Origin of the sequence: Peribacillus cavernae (assembly GCF_003989135.1) — a bacterium.
Taxonomy (GTDB): domain Bacteria; phylum Bacillota; class Bacilli; order Bacillales; family DSM-1321; genus Peribacillus; species Peribacillus cavernae.
This window is the reverse complement of sequence record NZ_RYZZ01000002.1, coordinates 1-14742: the sequence shown is the minus strand read 5'-3', so window position 1 is coordinate 14742 and position 14742 is coordinate 1. Positions and strand designations below refer to the sequence as shown.

Sequence of the window (14742 nt, the reverse complement as noted above, 5' to 3'; positions counted from 1 at the left end):
TAAGTTTGGTTTTTAATAGTTTTTTTAGATTACCATTTATAGAAATTATTTCTTTTGCCAACATGAATTTGTACGGTCTTTACTTCAGAGAATCCATCTAACCCAAGTGTTCCAAGCTCTTTTCCGAAACCGCTCTGCTTGAAGCCACCAAATGGTAATTCAGAGTGAGCTTCCATATAATGATTCACCCATAGTGTCCCGGCTTTAATTGTTTGAGCTGCACGTAACGCTTTATCGATATCCTTTGTCCAAACAGCTCCAGCAAGCCCGAAGATTGTATCATTTGCAATTTCCATCGCCTCATCAAAGTCCTTAAAGCGAATGACTGACAATACTGGACCAAAGATTTCTTCTCGTGAAATTATCATGTCAGGTGAGACATCACCAAAAATGGTTGGTTCCATGTAGAATCCTTGATTATAGATACCACCAGTCAAGCGATTACCACCAGTAAGCAGCTTAGCGCCTTCTGAAACTCCTTTTTCGACATAACCAAGGACGGTGTTTAAATGGGATTCTGTAATAAGCGCTCCCATTTCAGTATCAGCATCCAAAGGATCACCGACTTTTATTGAGCTAGCTCTGGCAACTAATCTTTCTACAAACTCATCGTAGATTTCATCTTGGACTAATAACCGTGATCCAGAGGTACATACCTCCCCTTGATTAAAGAAACTGCCGAACAATGCGCCATCTAGAGCATCTTCTATATCAGCATCTGCAAATACGATATTAGGAGACTTTCCCCCTAATTCCATTGATAGCTTTTTCAAAGTATCTGAAGACAATTTCATTAGTTCCTGCCCGATTTCAGTAGAACCGGTAAACGCGATTTTGTCTACATCCGGATTGGTTGCAAGCTCTTGACCTGCTGCTCCGCCTGGTCCAGTGATGACATTCACCACTCCTTTAGGAAAGCCAACCTCTTCAAAGATTTTGGCGAACTCCACAGTCGTAATAGGTGTGGCACTTGCAGGTTTAATAATAACTGTACATCCCGCAGCTAGTGCAGCAGGCAACTTCTGCATAAGAGTGCCTAATGGGAAATTCCATGGTGTAATAATCCCAACAACACCGACCGGAATCCGCAGTGTCAGACCAAGAAGGCCGTCTTGAACTTGGTTCGATGTCTGCCCATAAATAGATCTGCTTAATCCTGCATAGTAGTTTAATATATTTGCAGCGGCACCAACCTCCCCTTTTGCTTCAGATAATGGTTTACCCATTTCTTTACTTAATAGTTCAGCGATTTCGTCTGTTTTTTCTACTATTTTTAAATAGGCGCGATATAGAAGTTCAGAGCGATCTCTGCCAGACATCTTCGGCCATTCGCCTTTGTCGAATGCCTGGCGTGCTGCTGCAATTGCCAACTTCGCATCTTCAACCCCAGCTTTTGCCAGTTCTGCGACAACTTCTCCATTTGCCGGATTTCTTCTAACGAATGTTTCGCCATTTGCGGAATCAGACCATTCTCCATTAATAAATAGTTGATAACTTTTGACTAATTGTTTTGTTGTCATACTATCACCCTTTATCTCCCTCAAAATGAAGGTTTAGTTTTTTAGTAAGAGGAATTTGGATCATACATATCTTTTGCATTCTTACTTGTGATAACTGGATTTTCAATATAATGAGTTGAAGGAACTTGTTTTCCTTGTACAACATCAATTGCCATTTTGACAGCATCAGCGCCCTGTACTCTTGGATCATTGCTGACTGTGACAACTAGACCGGACTTAGGTTCTTCCAAAATTCTGCGTATTGCGTCTTTTGTACCATCAATAGATCCGATAAGAACTTTCTCATTAAGACCTGTATTTTTCAGTCCGGTATATATTCCTGGTAACATGGTATCACTCATACAAAATACAACTTTTAAATCAGGATGAGCGGTTCCGATATCTTGCATCTCTGGAAGAGCTTTATCTGGAACCCAAGCTCCGAAACGTTCTGCAACTAAGTTTAAATTTGACTTTCCATATTTCTCTAACATGAAATCCGTCCAGCCTGATATCATACCGTTACGGCGGTATTGCGATACCAATTCTTTCGGATATCCACTGACCATGGCCGCTTTAATAACTTTATCACCATATTTTTCAGAAGCAGCTTTAGCCAATTCCCATCCGGTTTTATAACCGGTATCTCTTGGATCATCAGATACAAACGAAACAGCGTTTGCTTTTGCATCAAGGTTGCTGTTAACGGCAATCAATGGGATATCGTTTTGATTTAATCTAGTAGTTGCCGGGATAACACCTGATGGATCTTGTGGGTTCATGATTACCGCATCAACATTTTGAGCAATTAAATCCTCAACTCCGGATACTTGTTTTGCTACATCACCCTGGGCATCTAAAACTGTAAGCTCGACATCACGTCTCTTTGCTTCCTCTTCGGCACCTTTAATTAGGTTGGTATACCAATCACTGCCGGCGACTCTCCTTTGTGAAAAGCCGATTACAATTTTTTCTCCATTTTTTTTCTTTGCTGGTTCCGCTTTTGCTGGGGTTGTTTCCGTTTGTGAGTTCTTTGAGGTTGTTTGTTGTTTTGTTGAAGTTTCATTTGCAGGAGTACACCCCGTTAATAAAATGACTAAACAAGATAGAAATAGAGAGGCGACCTTCAAAACTTTGCCTTTTTTACCTTTCATAAATTCTCCCCCAACTTTAGGATTTTTTTATTTAAATCAATTTCCCCAGCTTCTTTTATAAGGGAAAAAGATAGGAACACTTAGGTTAGAATTTAAAGTCAAGCTTTTTTCCGAGCTGCTAGAGTGGTTAGAAGAACAGCAACAAGAATGATCAATCCCTGGATTACCATTTGCGGATATGAAGCAACTCCTGTCAAGTTCAGAATATTACGGATAATTCCGATTAAGAAAGCGCCAAGAACAGCGTTTAGAGCAAAACCTTTTCCACCCATTAATGATGCCCCACCCACTACCACCGCAGCGATAACATCAAGTTCATATCCCTGGGCATATAAGGCACTTCCGGTACTTAAACGAGCTGTCATTATCAATCCACCAAGCCCAGCTAAAGCTCCACTTATTGCGTACGCTGTAATGATATCGCGATTAATTGGGGCACCAGCCAACCTTGCAGCTTCAGAATTTCCGCCAATAGCGTAAAGTCTTCTACCAAATGTAGTCATTCGTAAGATAAAGATGAAAATACCTAGTGTAATGAGTAGAATAATTACTGGAGTATAAACTCCACCAATGATGGTCTTACCCGCTAAAATAGATAGGAATGTACGGTCTTCTATCGTAACTAGAGAACCTACCTGGAAAATATAAGCCAATCCCCTATAGATCGTTAATGTTGCTAAGGTAACAACGAAAGGGGTTATTTTTCCATATGTTACAGCCAGACCGTTTCCTAAGCCTGCAATTGCCATCAGAAGCATAACTAAAATAATAGATACAATCGGATCGACTCCCATACCTAATAACGATGCGGATAGAACACTGGCAAGAGCGGCTATTGATCCGACTGAAAGATCGATTCCACCTGTTATTACAACCATTAACTGCCCTAAAGCTATGATTGAAATAACAGAGTTTTGGAGAAGAATATTACTCAAATTATTAAAGGTTAAAAACTTATCCGAAATAAACGAGCAAACAATCACCAGTAAACAAAGAAATATAAGCAAGTAACTTTTAGTAATAAATTTTAAAATGGAATGCTGAAAACTAAAACTTGGCGTACTAAGTGTTGTTTCTTGATTAACTTTCAACCCATTCACCCCTTAAAACATATATTGAATTACTTTTTCCTCAGAAAATTCTTCATGTGGTATCTCGTTTACTATTTTTCCTCTGGCCATGACTAACAATCTGTCACACATTAAGACTTCAGGGAGTTCAGAGGAAATAACGATTACAGAACCTCCCTCCTTTACAAACTGATTGATCAGATTGTAGATTTCAGCTTTGGCACCTACATCAATACCTCGTGTTGGTTCATCGAATATTAGAACTTTTGCTCTATTATATAACCAACGAGCGATGATTAACTTTTGTTGATTTCCTCCGCTAAGTGTGCGAGTTTCCTGAGATAAACCGCTTACACGTACCTGAAGCTTTTTGACTAACTCCCTCCCATCTTCTTCTTCCTTCCTTTTGTTGAAAATTCCGAATTTAGAGAAATTATTTAGACCAGAAATTGTGATGTTTTCTAATGCTGACATCCCTAGAACCAGGGCCTGTTCTTTACGGTCCTCAGGCAATAGCGCGATTCCTTGATTGATTGCATCCCGAGGAGTTTTTACAGATAAAGGCTTGCCGTTAAGCTCCATTTCTGCGGTACATGGATCTGCTCCAAAAATCGCTCTGACTAATTCTGTCCTGCCGCTTCCAACCAGTCCGGCTATTCCTAAAACCTCACCTTTATATAAATCAAAATTGATATCTTCTAGTAAACTTGAAGTACTCAAGCCTCTTACGGACAAAACTTTAGTTTCATGGTTATCCACTGAACCTAAGCGCATGTTTGAAACCTCTCGGCCAACCATTAACTTAATTAATCGATCTCGATCCAAGTCTTTAGTATCACAAGTAGAGACAAGCTGACCATCCTTGAGAACCGTTACCCGGTCTGAAATTTGAAAAACTTCCGGAAGTCGATGTGATATGTATACAATTCCCAGGCCTTCACTACGCAATTTAAGCACTAAATCAATGAGTCGATCAACATCCTGATTGGCAAGTGGTGCCGTTGGTTCATCCAGGATTACCACTTTAGCCTTCTTATGAAGGGCCTTGGCTATCTCCACGATTTGTTGTTTAGCTATTCCAAGATCTCCTACGCGCTGGTCTACATCCATTTTGAAACCCATATCTTCCAAAACAGCTTGAGCGTTCTTTCTCATCTTTCGCCAATCGACTACACCAAGAAACTTTTGAGGATAATCTCCAATAAAAATATTTTCCGCGACGGTTAATTCAGGGACTAAACTTAACTCCTGGTGAATGATCGCGATGCCAAGTTTTTGAGCTACATCTGGTTTAGTGATGTGGACAGCTTCGCCTTGAAAGACAATTTCTCCCGCATCCGGCTTATAAATACCTGATAAAATCTTCATCATCGTCGATTTACCAGCACCATTTTCCCCACAAAGAGCGATTATTTCGCCTTTACGAATTGAAAAGTCAACATTACTGAGTGCCTTCACGCCTGGAAAGTTTTTTCCTATACTACGCATCTCTAAAAGTACTTCGTGAGAGTCCGTCATATTAATCCTCCCTTATTTACTTTCCTCTAAGGTTTTTTCCAAGAGCCTTAAAGGATGTTGTAGACCTTCCTTCCTTTAAGATCGGATATACCGTCGTGATCTTATCGAATGCTTCATTTCCTTTAATCATCTTGATTAAAATATTTGCGATTGTCTGGCCCATCTCAAATAGCGGTAAAGACATGGTAGTTAAGGAGGGGTTCATAAACTGCGAAATCTCGATGCCATCAAAACCGATCACGGATATGTCATCCGGAACGCTTAACTTTAAATCGGTACATGCCTGGATTACATGTGCGGCCGCCAAATCGTTATAGGTTGTAATGGCAGTTACTTGTTTCTTGATCAGCTGCTCTGCAATTTGATGGACACCTTTGTTATCAGCCTCTACCTGCATGATTAAATCAGTTTCTAGTGGAATATTAAATTCCTGCAGAGCCTTCTTATAACCTTCTAATCTCTGCATACTACTGTAAGCACGCGGAGGACCGGCAATGATTCCAATTTTAGTATGCCCCTGTTCAATCAAATACTTGGTTGCAGCGTAGCCTCCATAATTTGCATCAACAACGACGCAAGCAGCGCCATCTGTGTCAACATCACGGTTCAAAAGTACTACCGGTGATATCTTGGGAATCATCCTCCTCAGGTTTGCTTCATCGAGTCTCGGACTGCAAAGAATCATTCCATCCACATTGTAGTTTTGAGATAGTTGAATGAATGAGTTTTCTAATCCAACATCCTCTTCTGACGTCATAAGGAAAACATTCAGCTTATTTGCTCGAAGTGTCCGCTCAATGCCGCGTACTATTTCTCCGAAGAACGGATTTGCAATATCAGGCAACAAAACAGCGACCATATTCGTTTGTCTTGTTACCATGCTCCTTGCTTGAAGGCTGGGTTGAAAACCATGTTTCTCTATAATACGTAGAACATGGTTCCGGGTAACTGCGTTCACCTCCGGCTTATTGTTTAAAACCCTAGAAATCGTTTGACGAGAAACACCCGCCATCTCTGCAATATCATTAATCGTTAATTTTTTTTCCATAGTGTCAATTCCTTTTTTGTGAGCGCTCTCATAAAAGTAAACTAATTAACCTCATTGTTTCGTATCACAGTCTATCGATTTTTTGTGAACGCTCACATAGTGGGTATGGAATTAAATTAACACTAAACCTTGTGGAGTGTCAATACATGTTTTTTAAAGGTTTTGTTTTTCACAAATTTTCAGAGATTAGCTTGACTTTATCCTGGTACATCACATAAGGTTGAATTGTGAACGCTCACATGAGTGGAATTCAACTTTTATAAAATGCAATATTCAGTTTGAATCGACAAAATGAATGGAGGAATTAGTGATGACAGTTGGAGTACTAGCTACAGAATTTGAAAGAAGATTAGCACGTACGAGAGAGCAAATGAAGAAGGCAGGTATTGACGCCCTCTTTGTTTATAGTGATGAGTACCACCCAGGCTATTCATTCTATTATACAAATTTCCGTACCATAAACTGTATTGAAGAATCCGCACATGCCCTTTTCATTCCATTAGAAGGTGAAATTCAAGCATTCTTAGGAAACTTAAACCGTTTTGCAGCCAAGCGTTTCTCTTGGATCAAGAATGTTAACAGCATCTATGAAATGGAAGCGCTTTTACCGAAGTATGTGAGCGAGCTTACTTATGAAGTCAAAACAGTTGGTGTTGTTGGTGAAGAATTATTCCCGATTTCTTTATACCGTGATATGGAGAAAGCGTTTGTAAAAGATGGAATTAACATTATTGATGCTGGTCAGATTGTAGTACAGGAACGACTATATAAGAGTAAAGCTGAATTAGATTTAATCCGTAAGGCAGGAAAATTAGCTGATGACAGTATTCTAGCTGCGCTTGAACAACTGCAAATTGGAAAAACAGAGATCGAACTATCAGCAATCGGTGAGTATGTAACACGTTCCCATGGAGGAGAAATTGGATCCGCATATCTAGTAGTTTCCGGTCCAGACCATACGAATCTACCAACATGGAGACCTATGGAGCGTAATATTGAACACGGAGATTATGTTTGGTTCGACTTTAATCCTATGGTTGATGGCTACTGTTCAGATACTGGTATTACGGTTGCTATGGAAGGTGTCACTGAAGAACAGATCAGAATAATGAATTTTGCCTATGATACAAATCAACGTATGGTGGAATTTATTAAACCAGGTATAACAGGTAAACAGTTGTTCCAAGAAACACTTCGCATTTGTGAAAACGCTGGTTTAGCTGACTACTTTCTTCCATATACAAAAGGAATGAGAGCAATTGGACATGGAGTTGGTCTAGAAGTAGTAGAAACCCCTGACTTAGGACCTAACAGCGATTTCGTTTTCGAACCGAATATGTGTTTTGGAATTAAATTCGACCTTCATGGATTCCCATTTGGCGGTGTTCGCGTTGAACCAACCGTAATTATTACTGAGAACGGTGCAGAGCCAGTGAACGATCTCAGAGGAATGAGAGCTAAATACGAATCTAACTTTAAATAAGTTTTTCAATTCAATCAAATTGTGGAGTTTCATTTGGTAACTACATAACATTGTTGGATTCGTCCGACCATCCGCTCATGAATATGAATCTATCCGCATACAATAGTTATTTTTGACATTGGTGAGCAATCCATTCTTTCATGAATAGGTTTCCATCTGCCAATCAATCAAAAAAAATAAAATCTATTTCTAATTCGAAAAAAATGACTAAGAAGCAGCAAGTACCCTTCAAAAGTACTTGTCTGCTTTTTCTTTGAATACAGCAATCCAAAAGGGCCACTTGAGACAAATTTTTGAGCCACTTCGGACAGATTTCAGAGCCACTACCGTAAGGTAGTGGCTCTAGGTAAGCTTATTCTTTGATTCCATGCCGTTCTCTCATGGACATTTCCCCATCAATCAGAAGATTGTAGGAGTCATGAATAATCCGATCTAATATGGCGTCTGCTAATGTAGCTTCGCCAATTTTTTCATACCAGCCTTGCGTATCAAACTGTGAACAGAAAATGGTGGAGGCAACTTGATGACGCGCCTCGACGATTTCCAATACATCACGTGCTTCATTTTCTCTCAATGAGGTAAGAAGCCACTAGTCTATGATGAGAAGATTCGCTTTTTTGTAGGATTTCATCACCTTCTGATAGGTACCATCGCCTCGGGCGACCGCTAATTCATCAAGTAAGTCTGGCAGGCGAACGTATTTGACGTGATAGAATTGGCGACATGCAGCTACGCCGAAGGCGCAGGCAAGATAGGATTTCCCGTTGCCTGAAGCGCCTTTGATGATAAGGTTATGCTCTTCCTGAATATAGTTTCCGGATGCTAGTCGAAGGATCTGCACCTTATCCAACCGACGGTCCGCATGGTATTCAATATCTTCGATGCAGGCATGCGTGTAACGAAGATTTGCATTCCTTATGAGCCGGTCGAGTTTGTTGTTTTTTCGGGCCCATTCCACATAGACCAGTAGACTAAATCGATCTTCGAACGTTAATTCATTGTATTTCGAGTTGAGGAGTTGGTCATTATACTGTTCCGCCATCGAATTTAAGCGCATTTCATGTAATGTGTGCTTTCTTTGGTCATTTTTCTTTCCTCCCGTAATAAGCTGCGCCTCTAATAAAGCTGTGTGTGTTCACTTGAGTTTCACTTTTAGCCGCTGGATTTGAAGCAGCTGTTTGTAATTTATCCTGTCCTGTTTTCAAGATGGTTTTAACGCTATTCACATTAGGCCTTGGCGAATACTCCAGCGCTCGCTCACAAGATGATTCCAACCGTTCCACCGAGTATTGATCCGCTAACTTGGTAAGCGCCAGACAAGATTTAAGCGCCTGTTTCTCCACTTTATACGACGCTAAAATCCCTTTCATCATCATCAAGGTATGAAGACCAACGCCCTCAGCCCACTCTAAGAAATAATCACGATTAAAGTCCACGTACATTTTATGATGGGCCGGCATGTGCTCCGGAAGGGTGGAAAATTGACCTTCTTTTCCGTGAAGCCGCATGTGGGAAGCAATACGGAAGCTTTTGAAAAACACTTCGATGATTGTTCGTGTCACGCGTACATCGATTTGGTGTTTGATGTATTCGTAGGGAACGGAATAGTACATCTTATCAACGGATATGTGATAATCATATTGTACGGTTGCTTTTTTCCAGGTAGCTAACTCGTAAACGGAAGCAGGCAGGGGAAGGAGCGCAAACTTCTCTTCCTCCAAAAATGCAGTATGCCTGCTTCCGCTTTTCTTTTGAAAATCTTTCTGATTAAATTCGGTCAGCTTCTTGGCCTCATTTAATTCCCGTAACGAAAAGAATTGCTGGTTTCAGAGAGACGCAATGATCCACGTTGAAATGACGCCGACGGCGCCTTCTACATTGGGTTTGTCTTTCTTATCCAGAATTATTGATAAGAAAGATTATTCCGAAGTTTTTGTTATCCCGAATATTTAACTGCTTTATCCTATTTATCACGTTAAGACAGTTGAATATTCGGAATAATTGTTGCCAAATTATTTTGACACTTCCATAATTAATTTGGGATTTTCCCTAATTTAATTATGGAGGCGAAATACGATGAAAGAAATTTTACCGAAAGAGTTGGTTACCCGAGCTCAGGAAGCAATAAAGCCTATCCAACATAGTGCATCTACAGTCTATCAGTATGGACTGGCATGGGATGAACTGATTCATTTTTTTGAATCAAACGGGCAATTATACTTTTCCGAAGAATTGGCAAATCGTTTTGTGCAAGAATCAAAGGATGGTCTGGACAAAGGACTAAGAACTGGCGTTATAAGCTCAGACGCCTTTCTGTACAGATTCTTCTTGAAGTACTAGAAACTGCTAGTTACAGCTGGAAATCCCATTGTGCGGATGCCAATAGCCCCCTTTCTGCCGGAATGAAGCAGTTGCATGCCGAATATGCGGAAGCACTCATCCGTTCTGGGAAAGGTAACGGTACACGCAGGTGCTATGAGACACTTGCGAGGCAGTTTTTAAAATATGTACAGGCAGAGCTTAATAAAAATATATCTGATCTCCGGCTCGATGATGTTCGAAAGTTTATTCCTTATATAGCAAGGTCCTATCAAAGCACCAGTATGCGAACAGTGCTATCTGCACTTCGTCCCTTTCTGACAGTGGTTCCAGAAAAACCGCAGTTGTACCAACTATTTCAAAGGACGAAGAGAACCGTTTGCTTAAGTTAATCGACCGTTCTACCTGTATAGAAAAGCGTAACTATGCCATGGTGCTTTTGGCAATGCGTACAGGCCTTAGAAGCATTGACATTACAAATTTGGAATTATCCAGCATTGACTGGCGGAATAAGACAATCGCCATTGTACAACAGAAAAATGGAAGGCCCTTAATGTTACCTATTCTTACAGATGTCGGTAATGCACTGTCTGACTATATATTAAATGCAAGACCTCAAAGCAGCCTTCCCTATGTTTTTCTGAGATGTCAGTCACCATACACCAAATTGTCTCGTTCCAACTGTTATGCCATCAGTTGTAGCATCATGAAAAAGGCGGACATCCGGCAGTCAGGCCATCAACGGAAAGGATTCCATATTTTCCGCCATACTGTGGCTGCAAGAAATGCTGTCACAGGAAATATCGCTCTGTGATATCCAATACATTGGGACATGGCTCCATGTCTTCCAGCAAGGTATATCTTTCAACAGACGAAAAACATCTGAAGGCGTGTGCCCTCACCTTACAGGGAATTGAAGTTACAAAGGAGGAACTGTTATGAAGTATCCCTATTATGGTAACTTCAAGGTCTATATGGAAGGTCTGGTTGAACAGAAGCAATCCCTTGGATATCCTTATGTCAGCTCAGGAAGAATCCTACGCATGTTTAATGAGTATTGCATAAAACACTTCCCTAATGAACATACATTAACATCTGACATTGCCATGGGCTGGGCTTCATTAAGAGAAAATGAACACCCAAATGGGCTTTTGCGTAGAACTACACCTGTAAGACAGCTGGCAAAATATATGAACAGCATTGGCGTTGATGCGTATGTCATACCCTCCAATATACCGAAAAAGCAGATACGCTATGTGCCACACATATTTAGCAGTCGGGAACTGTCTGCTTTCTTCAAGGCAGTAGATGCCTGCCAGGCCAGCCCTTTCAGTCCAGGACGCCATCTGGTCATACCTGTATTTTTAAAATGGATACCTCCCTTTTATGGGCAATAAAAATCTCAAAATCAATCTATCATTCTACAATTTTCGACAAATTTCGGGTGGTGACAGGCACTGAGACTCGAAATGGGAGAGTAAATCGATCGGGATTTATGATGAGCTGTTGATAGTGGTTTGCTAAATAAAAGTAATTGGCCAGTAGCTTGCTGAAGAATTGTCTTGAAGTTGGATTGAATTCTTTTAGATATGAAGGCAAACTTACTAAGTTAAAAAAGTCAATGAGATAGCTAAAATCAAGAGTTGACAACCGGTATTTATTTCCTTTTCGGAGAACAGCATATTCATAAAAAAGTGGTTTAAGATTCTCAGGAATAACCGTTGATGAACAAATCTTATTCACTACGGTTCTTGCTTCCCTCATAACCATCACTTGCCGGATATGCAATGGAATGCGAATGTCTGCAATACATTCCTTAATCTTATTCTGTGTCTGATTTGTCATCCTTGCAACTTCGGCAATCTCCATATTGTGGTCATAGATTAACCTCATTACATGTTCGTTCTTAAATACCCAAGAAGTTCTTTCAAGAGGAAAGGTTACACTCAAAATATGAATGAGCCTCTCCTTTTCCGAAGTTTCCGGCTTAAGATATGCCAATACAGTTATTTCCGGATGGACTTTTCGAAATGCTGAAAACGCACTAAATCCATTGACAAGTATATACTTTCCAGAGATCGTTTGTTCCAAAACAAAATGAATCATTTCTGATTTGCGGAAAGCATGAATCATCCTTTTTGCTCGATCTTCATTTATAATTTCATCAATATAATAGGCCTCAATATCATTCAAACTTACCAAAACCGTTTTTTCAAGCATCCTGCCATCACCTCTATTTAAAGATATGAGATGATTAGCATGTCTGAAAACCAAAGGCATATAAAACTATTTTACAGTATGAAAGTTAACAAAACGTATCCAGTCAGATGCCGTACTACATCATGAAATGCTAACAACAACAATCAAGCGTTTAAGGCTATCTATTGTGAGTGGGAGACTGGACTGACCCTGAACTTCGAGGAGATTATAGCATACCGATAACGCTAAGAAAGTGGGTAGTACTTGCTGCCTATGGTTACTTGACAGGCATTATTAAAAAAACCCCCTTCAACACAACATACTAAAAACCTACATTATTGAATGAAACCTGTATTATTCCACCGTCCCAACTTGATCTCCTTGATCCACTCTCCCCCTCACTTCTTCACAGTATTTCTGACCCTTTACTTCCATTGCCCCCGTATAATAGTCCAATATCACTTCCTCGATATACCACGGTTCTGTAATATGAAACACGCTTTCAATATCTTGAACTTCTATTTCCATACTGGAACACCCACCGATTCTACTAGTTTAGAAATCAGTATGGGCAAGGGTGAATCATTTTAAACAGCGAAGAAGCCAATTAAATGCCTCTCTGCCTCTATCAATCTTTCGACAAATTTCGGGTTGTGACAGGCACCCAAAATTTAGTTCCTGGAATTTTAAAAGCTATGCAGTCAAAAACCCTTGCATAGCCTATTTATCATGTTTTGAATTTTTAGATCTGAGAGTAAAGCATTAAAACTCCTTCAATCCCCCGCCTGGAAAGTGATCGCGTGGAACAAAGAGTTGTGAAAGGCACCCTATATTTTGGCTTAGAAATATCTATATAATTACGTTCCCTCGCCTTGCAAAATAGCATCCTTTAGGATTTTTTCAAGATATTGATAATTCCTTTTCTTTTCCAAGCCTTCATCTTCAAAGACGGATGCTACTAATGCCTTGCGCATATAACCAGCATGTTTAACAAATAAAGAAGTATCAAGTGGAATTCCTTTGTAGTGGGCAAACTCACTTAAAAAGGTTATTGTCGTTCGTGAGTTTCCTTCTCGAAAAGCATGTGTTCTCCAAACTTCTGACATGATACGAGCTAATTAATGAGTTTGTTCAACCACATTAAAGGATTCCCATTGGTATTCATTCATCAGAGAAAAGATCCAAATTAAGTGAGCACGTACCGATTCATAGTCCATAAATTCTAGAGGATACCCATTTAATGCTGCCTCATTCTTAACGATATTAATGGTACGGAATTTCCCCGCCCAAGGATAAATATCTCTAAAAATATAGTGGTGAAATTGCTTGTAATGATCTACATCATAGAACCCTTCAGTCAACAGTCCGCTTGCTATATCCTTTAACCGTACGGTGGTGATTTCTTTCTCAACAAATTCTAAGTGATTATACTCTTTTATATTTAACGTGTTGACTAAAATATTAGTCCCCTTGTACACATATGGATCTTTCATGTTATTCCGTTTGCTTGTATGCTTGCTTTAATTTTTCCACAATCTCGTCTGAAGAAAGATCACCATGAATTTCTTTTTCCATCATATCGGATAATAAAGGACTTGGTTCATACGCTCCGTCTATTTGGTTTAATTCAAGGGCATACTCCCAGGATTTTCGCTTTTCCTCTAATTCCTCTAACTTTCGAAGCCGGCCATATAGTTCTTCATAGTATTTATAATCCAAAAGAACTTCCCCTACTACGCCATTCTCCGTAATAAATTGAGGTACCTTCTTTGACTTTTTTCTTAGGGAACCAAAACTTTTTGCAGCAACAGAAGCTGAAATTAACTGATCAGCCGTAAACAATGGCTTTTCCATTTGTAAATCACTCACTTTCCTTTCTTTATCCACCTTATCATTATATATTTTCCTTACTTATATTATACACCATATAATGCGTAAGATGTTACGGATTTATAAACATTACTAATGTTATTACATTTATAAACACTTGGATAACCCTATGACTTTAAAGTCCATTTTATAATTGTTTTTTCTCTTCTTCTTTAATCGGTGATTTTACCCTTCCCCTTCTTACCCTTTGACTACCACAAAGACTTTTCTTCATCATATTTGAGATTTAGGTCCATCCCCACCACCTGTGGAACATTTCTGTAAAATAAGGATTATCCGGATGGTGACTGGCACCGAACCCAATTAATCTTCCTATACTTCGGGTGATGACAGGCGCACCCAAACAACAAAATACTTCAGGATAGATGCAGAAATTAAGTTTCTGGAATATTAAAAGCTATGCAGTCAAAAACCCTTGCATAGCCTTTATCATGTTTTGAATTTTAGATCTGAGAGTAAAGCATTAAAACTCCTTCAATCCCCCACTGGAAAGTGATCGCGTGGAACAAAGAGTTGTGAAACAAGAAAATTCGGGTGGGTCGAGTAGGAGGGAACCTTTCTG

The 14742-nt window shown here is 39.7% G+C and carries 16 protein-coding genes and 1 pseudogene; 5 read left to right on the top strand and 12 right to left on the bottom strand.

Annotated elements, in window-relative coordinates; genetic code table 11:
• Positions 1-29 precede the first annotated feature (29 nt).
• The 5 genes from ELQ35_RS01930 to ELQ35_RS01910 all read right to left on the bottom strand — a co-directional run bounded on the left by ELQ35_RS01930 (position 30) and on the right by ELQ35_RS01910 (position 6289).
• The gene (locus tag ELQ35_RS01930; RefSeq protein WP_126863179.1) at positions 30-1520 is read right to left on the bottom strand and encodes an aldehyde dehydrogenase family protein; all 1491 of its coding nucleotides are present in this window, start codon (positions 1518-1520) and stop codon (positions 30-32) included.
• 41 nt (positions 1521-1561) lie between these two features.
• Positions 1562-2653, bottom strand: a complete 1092-nt coding sequence (locus tag ELQ35_RS01925; protein WP_126863178.1) for a substrate-binding domain-containing protein — start codon at positions 2651-2653, stop codon at positions 1562-1564.
• Positions 2654-2751: 98 nt separating this feature from the next.
• Positions 2752-3744: an ABC transporter permease gene (locus ELQ35_RS01920; protein WP_185861625.1), complete on the bottom strand. Its 993-nt coding sequence runs from the start codon at positions 3742-3744 to the stop codon at positions 2752-2754.
• A 12-nt stretch (positions 3745-3756) separates the two neighbouring features.
• Positions 3757-5241 (bottom strand): sugar ABC transporter ATP-binding protein, encoded by a 1485-nt coding sequence (locus tag ELQ35_RS01915; protein WP_126863176.1) that lies wholly within the window; start codon positions 5239-5241, stop codon positions 3757-3759.
• Positions 5242-5257: 16 nt separating this feature from the next.
• Positions 5258-6289 carry a LacI family DNA-binding transcriptional regulator gene (locus tag ELQ35_RS01910; protein WP_126863175.1) on the bottom strand — a complete coding sequence of 344 codons (1032 nt, stop codon included), beginning with the start codon at positions 6287-6289 and terminating at the stop codon, positions 5258-5260.
• 310 nt (positions 6290-6599) lie between these two features.
• On the opposite strand from ELQ35_RS01910, the gene ELQ35_RS01905 reads away from it, so the two are divergent.
• Positions 6600-7772, top strand: coding sequence for a M24 family metallopeptidase (locus ELQ35_RS01905; RefSeq protein WP_185861624.1), 1173 nt, complete (start codon positions 6600-6602; stop codon positions 7770-7772).
• A 352-nt stretch (positions 7773-8124) separates the two neighbouring features.
• Here the strand turns inward: ELQ35_RS01905 and istB are convergent.
• Together istB and ELQ35_RS01895 are read right to left on the bottom strand one after the other, a co-directional pair.
• A pseudogene (istB, locus tag ELQ35_RS01900) lies at positions 8125-8829 on the bottom strand (IS21-like element helper ATPase IstB).
• A 25-nt stretch (positions 8830-8854) separates the two neighbouring features.
• Positions 8855-9493, bottom strand: coding sequence for a Mu transposase domain-containing protein (locus ELQ35_RS01895; protein WP_221884947.1), 639 nt, complete (start codon positions 9491-9493; stop codon positions 8855-8857).
• Between the two features lie 355 nt (positions 9494-9848).
• Here ELQ35_RS01895 and ELQ35_RS22795 point away from each other — a divergent pair, with 355 nt between their 5' ends.
• The 4 genes from ELQ35_RS22795 to ELQ35_RS01885 all read left to right on the top strand — a co-directional run bounded on the left by ELQ35_RS22795 (position 9849) and on the right by ELQ35_RS01885 (position 11488).
• Positions 9849-10112, top strand: coding sequence for a hypothetical protein (locus tag ELQ35_RS22795; RefSeq protein WP_221884946.1), 264 nt, complete (start codon positions 9849-9851; stop codon positions 10110-10112).
• 62 nt (positions 10113-10174) lie between these two features.
• On the top strand, positions 10175-10483 hold the full coding sequence (locus ELQ35_RS23640; protein WP_370873514.1) for a site-specific integrase: 309 nt from the start codon (positions 10175-10177) through the stop codon (positions 10481-10483).
• Positions 10471-10905: a tyrosine-type recombinase/integrase gene (locus ELQ35_RS22785; protein WP_221884944.1), complete on the top strand. Its 435-nt coding sequence runs from the start codon at positions 10471-10473 to the stop codon at positions 10903-10905. The genes ELQ35_RS23640 and ELQ35_RS22785 overlap by 13 nt, the downstream gene beginning before the upstream one ends.
• 124 nt (positions 10906-11029) lie before the next feature.
• Complete coding sequence (locus tag ELQ35_RS01885; RefSeq protein WP_185861623.1) at positions 11030-11488, top strand: hypothetical protein; 459 nt, start codon at positions 11030-11032, stop codon at positions 11486-11488.
• Positions 11489-11507: 19 nt separating this feature from the next.
• Here ELQ35_RS01885 and ELQ35_RS01880 read toward each other — a convergent pair whose 3' ends face one another.
• The 5 genes from ELQ35_RS01880 to ELQ35_RS01865 form a co-directional block, all read right to left on the bottom strand.
• On the bottom strand, positions 11508-12311 hold the full coding sequence (locus tag ELQ35_RS01880) for a hypothetical protein (protein WP_126863173.1): 804 nt from the start codon (positions 12309-12311) through the stop codon (positions 11508-11510).
• 333 nt (positions 12312-12644) lie between these two features.
• Positions 12645-12818, bottom strand: coding sequence for a hypothetical protein (locus ELQ35_RS22465; RefSeq protein WP_185861622.1), 174 nt, complete (start codon positions 12816-12818; stop codon positions 12645-12647).
• 329 nt (positions 12819-13147) lie between these two features.
• A complete protein-coding gene (locus tag ELQ35_RS01875; protein WP_126863172.1) occupies positions 13148-13396 on the bottom strand; it encodes a hypothetical protein in 249 nt (82 codons plus the stop codon).
• Between the two features lie 12 nt (positions 13397-13408).
• The gene (locus ELQ35_RS01870) at positions 13409-13783 is read right to left on the bottom strand and encodes a hypothetical protein (RefSeq protein WP_126863171.1); all 375 of its coding nucleotides are present in this window, start codon (positions 13781-13783) and stop codon (positions 13409-13411) included.
• Between the two features lies 1 nt (position 13784).
• Complete coding sequence (locus tag ELQ35_RS01865; protein ID WP_126863170.1) at positions 13785-14159, bottom strand: antitoxin VbhA family protein; 375 nt, start codon at positions 14157-14159, stop codon at positions 13785-13787.
• Positions 14160-14742 lie beyond the last annotated feature (583 nt).

What these genes read in the sequence shown, in the direction of transcription:
- ELQ35_RS01930 (WP_126863179.1), bottom strand. Translation starts at nt 1,520, where the DNA reads ATGACAACAAAACAATTAGTCAAAAGTTATCAACTATTTATTAATGGA.
- ELQ35_RS01925 (WP_126863178.1), bottom strand. Translation starts at nt 2,653, where the DNA reads ATGAAAGGTAAAAAAGGCAAAGTTTTGAAGGTCGCCTCTCTATTTCTA.
- ELQ35_RS01915 (WP_126863176.1), bottom strand. Translation starts at nt 5,241, where the DNA reads ATGACGGACTCTCACGAAGTACTTTTAGAGATGCGTAGTATAGGAAAA.
- ELQ35_RS01910 (WP_126863175.1), bottom strand. Translation starts at nt 6,289, where the DNA reads ATGGAAAAAAAATTAACGATTAATGATATTGCAGAGATGGCGGGTGTT.
- ELQ35_RS01905 (WP_185861624.1), top strand. Translation starts at nt 6,600, where the DNA reads ATGACAGTTGGAGTACTAGCTACAGAATTTGAAAGAAGATTAGCACGT.
- ELQ35_RS22795 (WP_221884946.1), top strand. Translation starts at nt 9,849, where the DNA reads ATGAAAGAAATTTTACCGAAAGAGTTGGTTACCCGAGCTCAGGAAGCA.
- ELQ35_RS23640 (WP_370873514.1), top strand. Translation starts at nt 10,175, where the DNA reads ATGAAGCAGTTGCATGCCGAATATGCGGAAGCACTCATCCGTTCTGGG.
- ELQ35_RS01885 (WP_185861623.1), top strand. Translation starts at nt 11,030, where the DNA reads ATGAAGTATCCCTATTATGGTAACTTCAAGGTCTATATGGAAGGTCTG.
- ELQ35_RS01880 (WP_126863173.1), bottom strand. Translation starts at nt 12,311, where the DNA reads ATGCTTGAAAAAACGGTTTTGGTAAGTTTGAATGATATTGAGGCCTAT.
- ELQ35_RS22465 (WP_185861622.1), bottom strand. Translation starts at nt 12,818, where the DNA reads ATGGAAATAGAAGTTCAAGATATTGAAAGCGTGTTTCATATTACAGAA.
- ELQ35_RS01875 (WP_126863172.1), bottom strand. Translation starts at nt 13,396, where the DNA reads ATGTCAGAAGTTTGGAGAACACATGCTTTTCGAGAAGGAAACTCACGA.
- ELQ35_RS01870 (WP_126863171.1), bottom strand. Translation starts at nt 13,783, where the DNA reads ATGAAAGATCCATATGTGTACAAGGGGACTAATATTTTAGTCAACACG.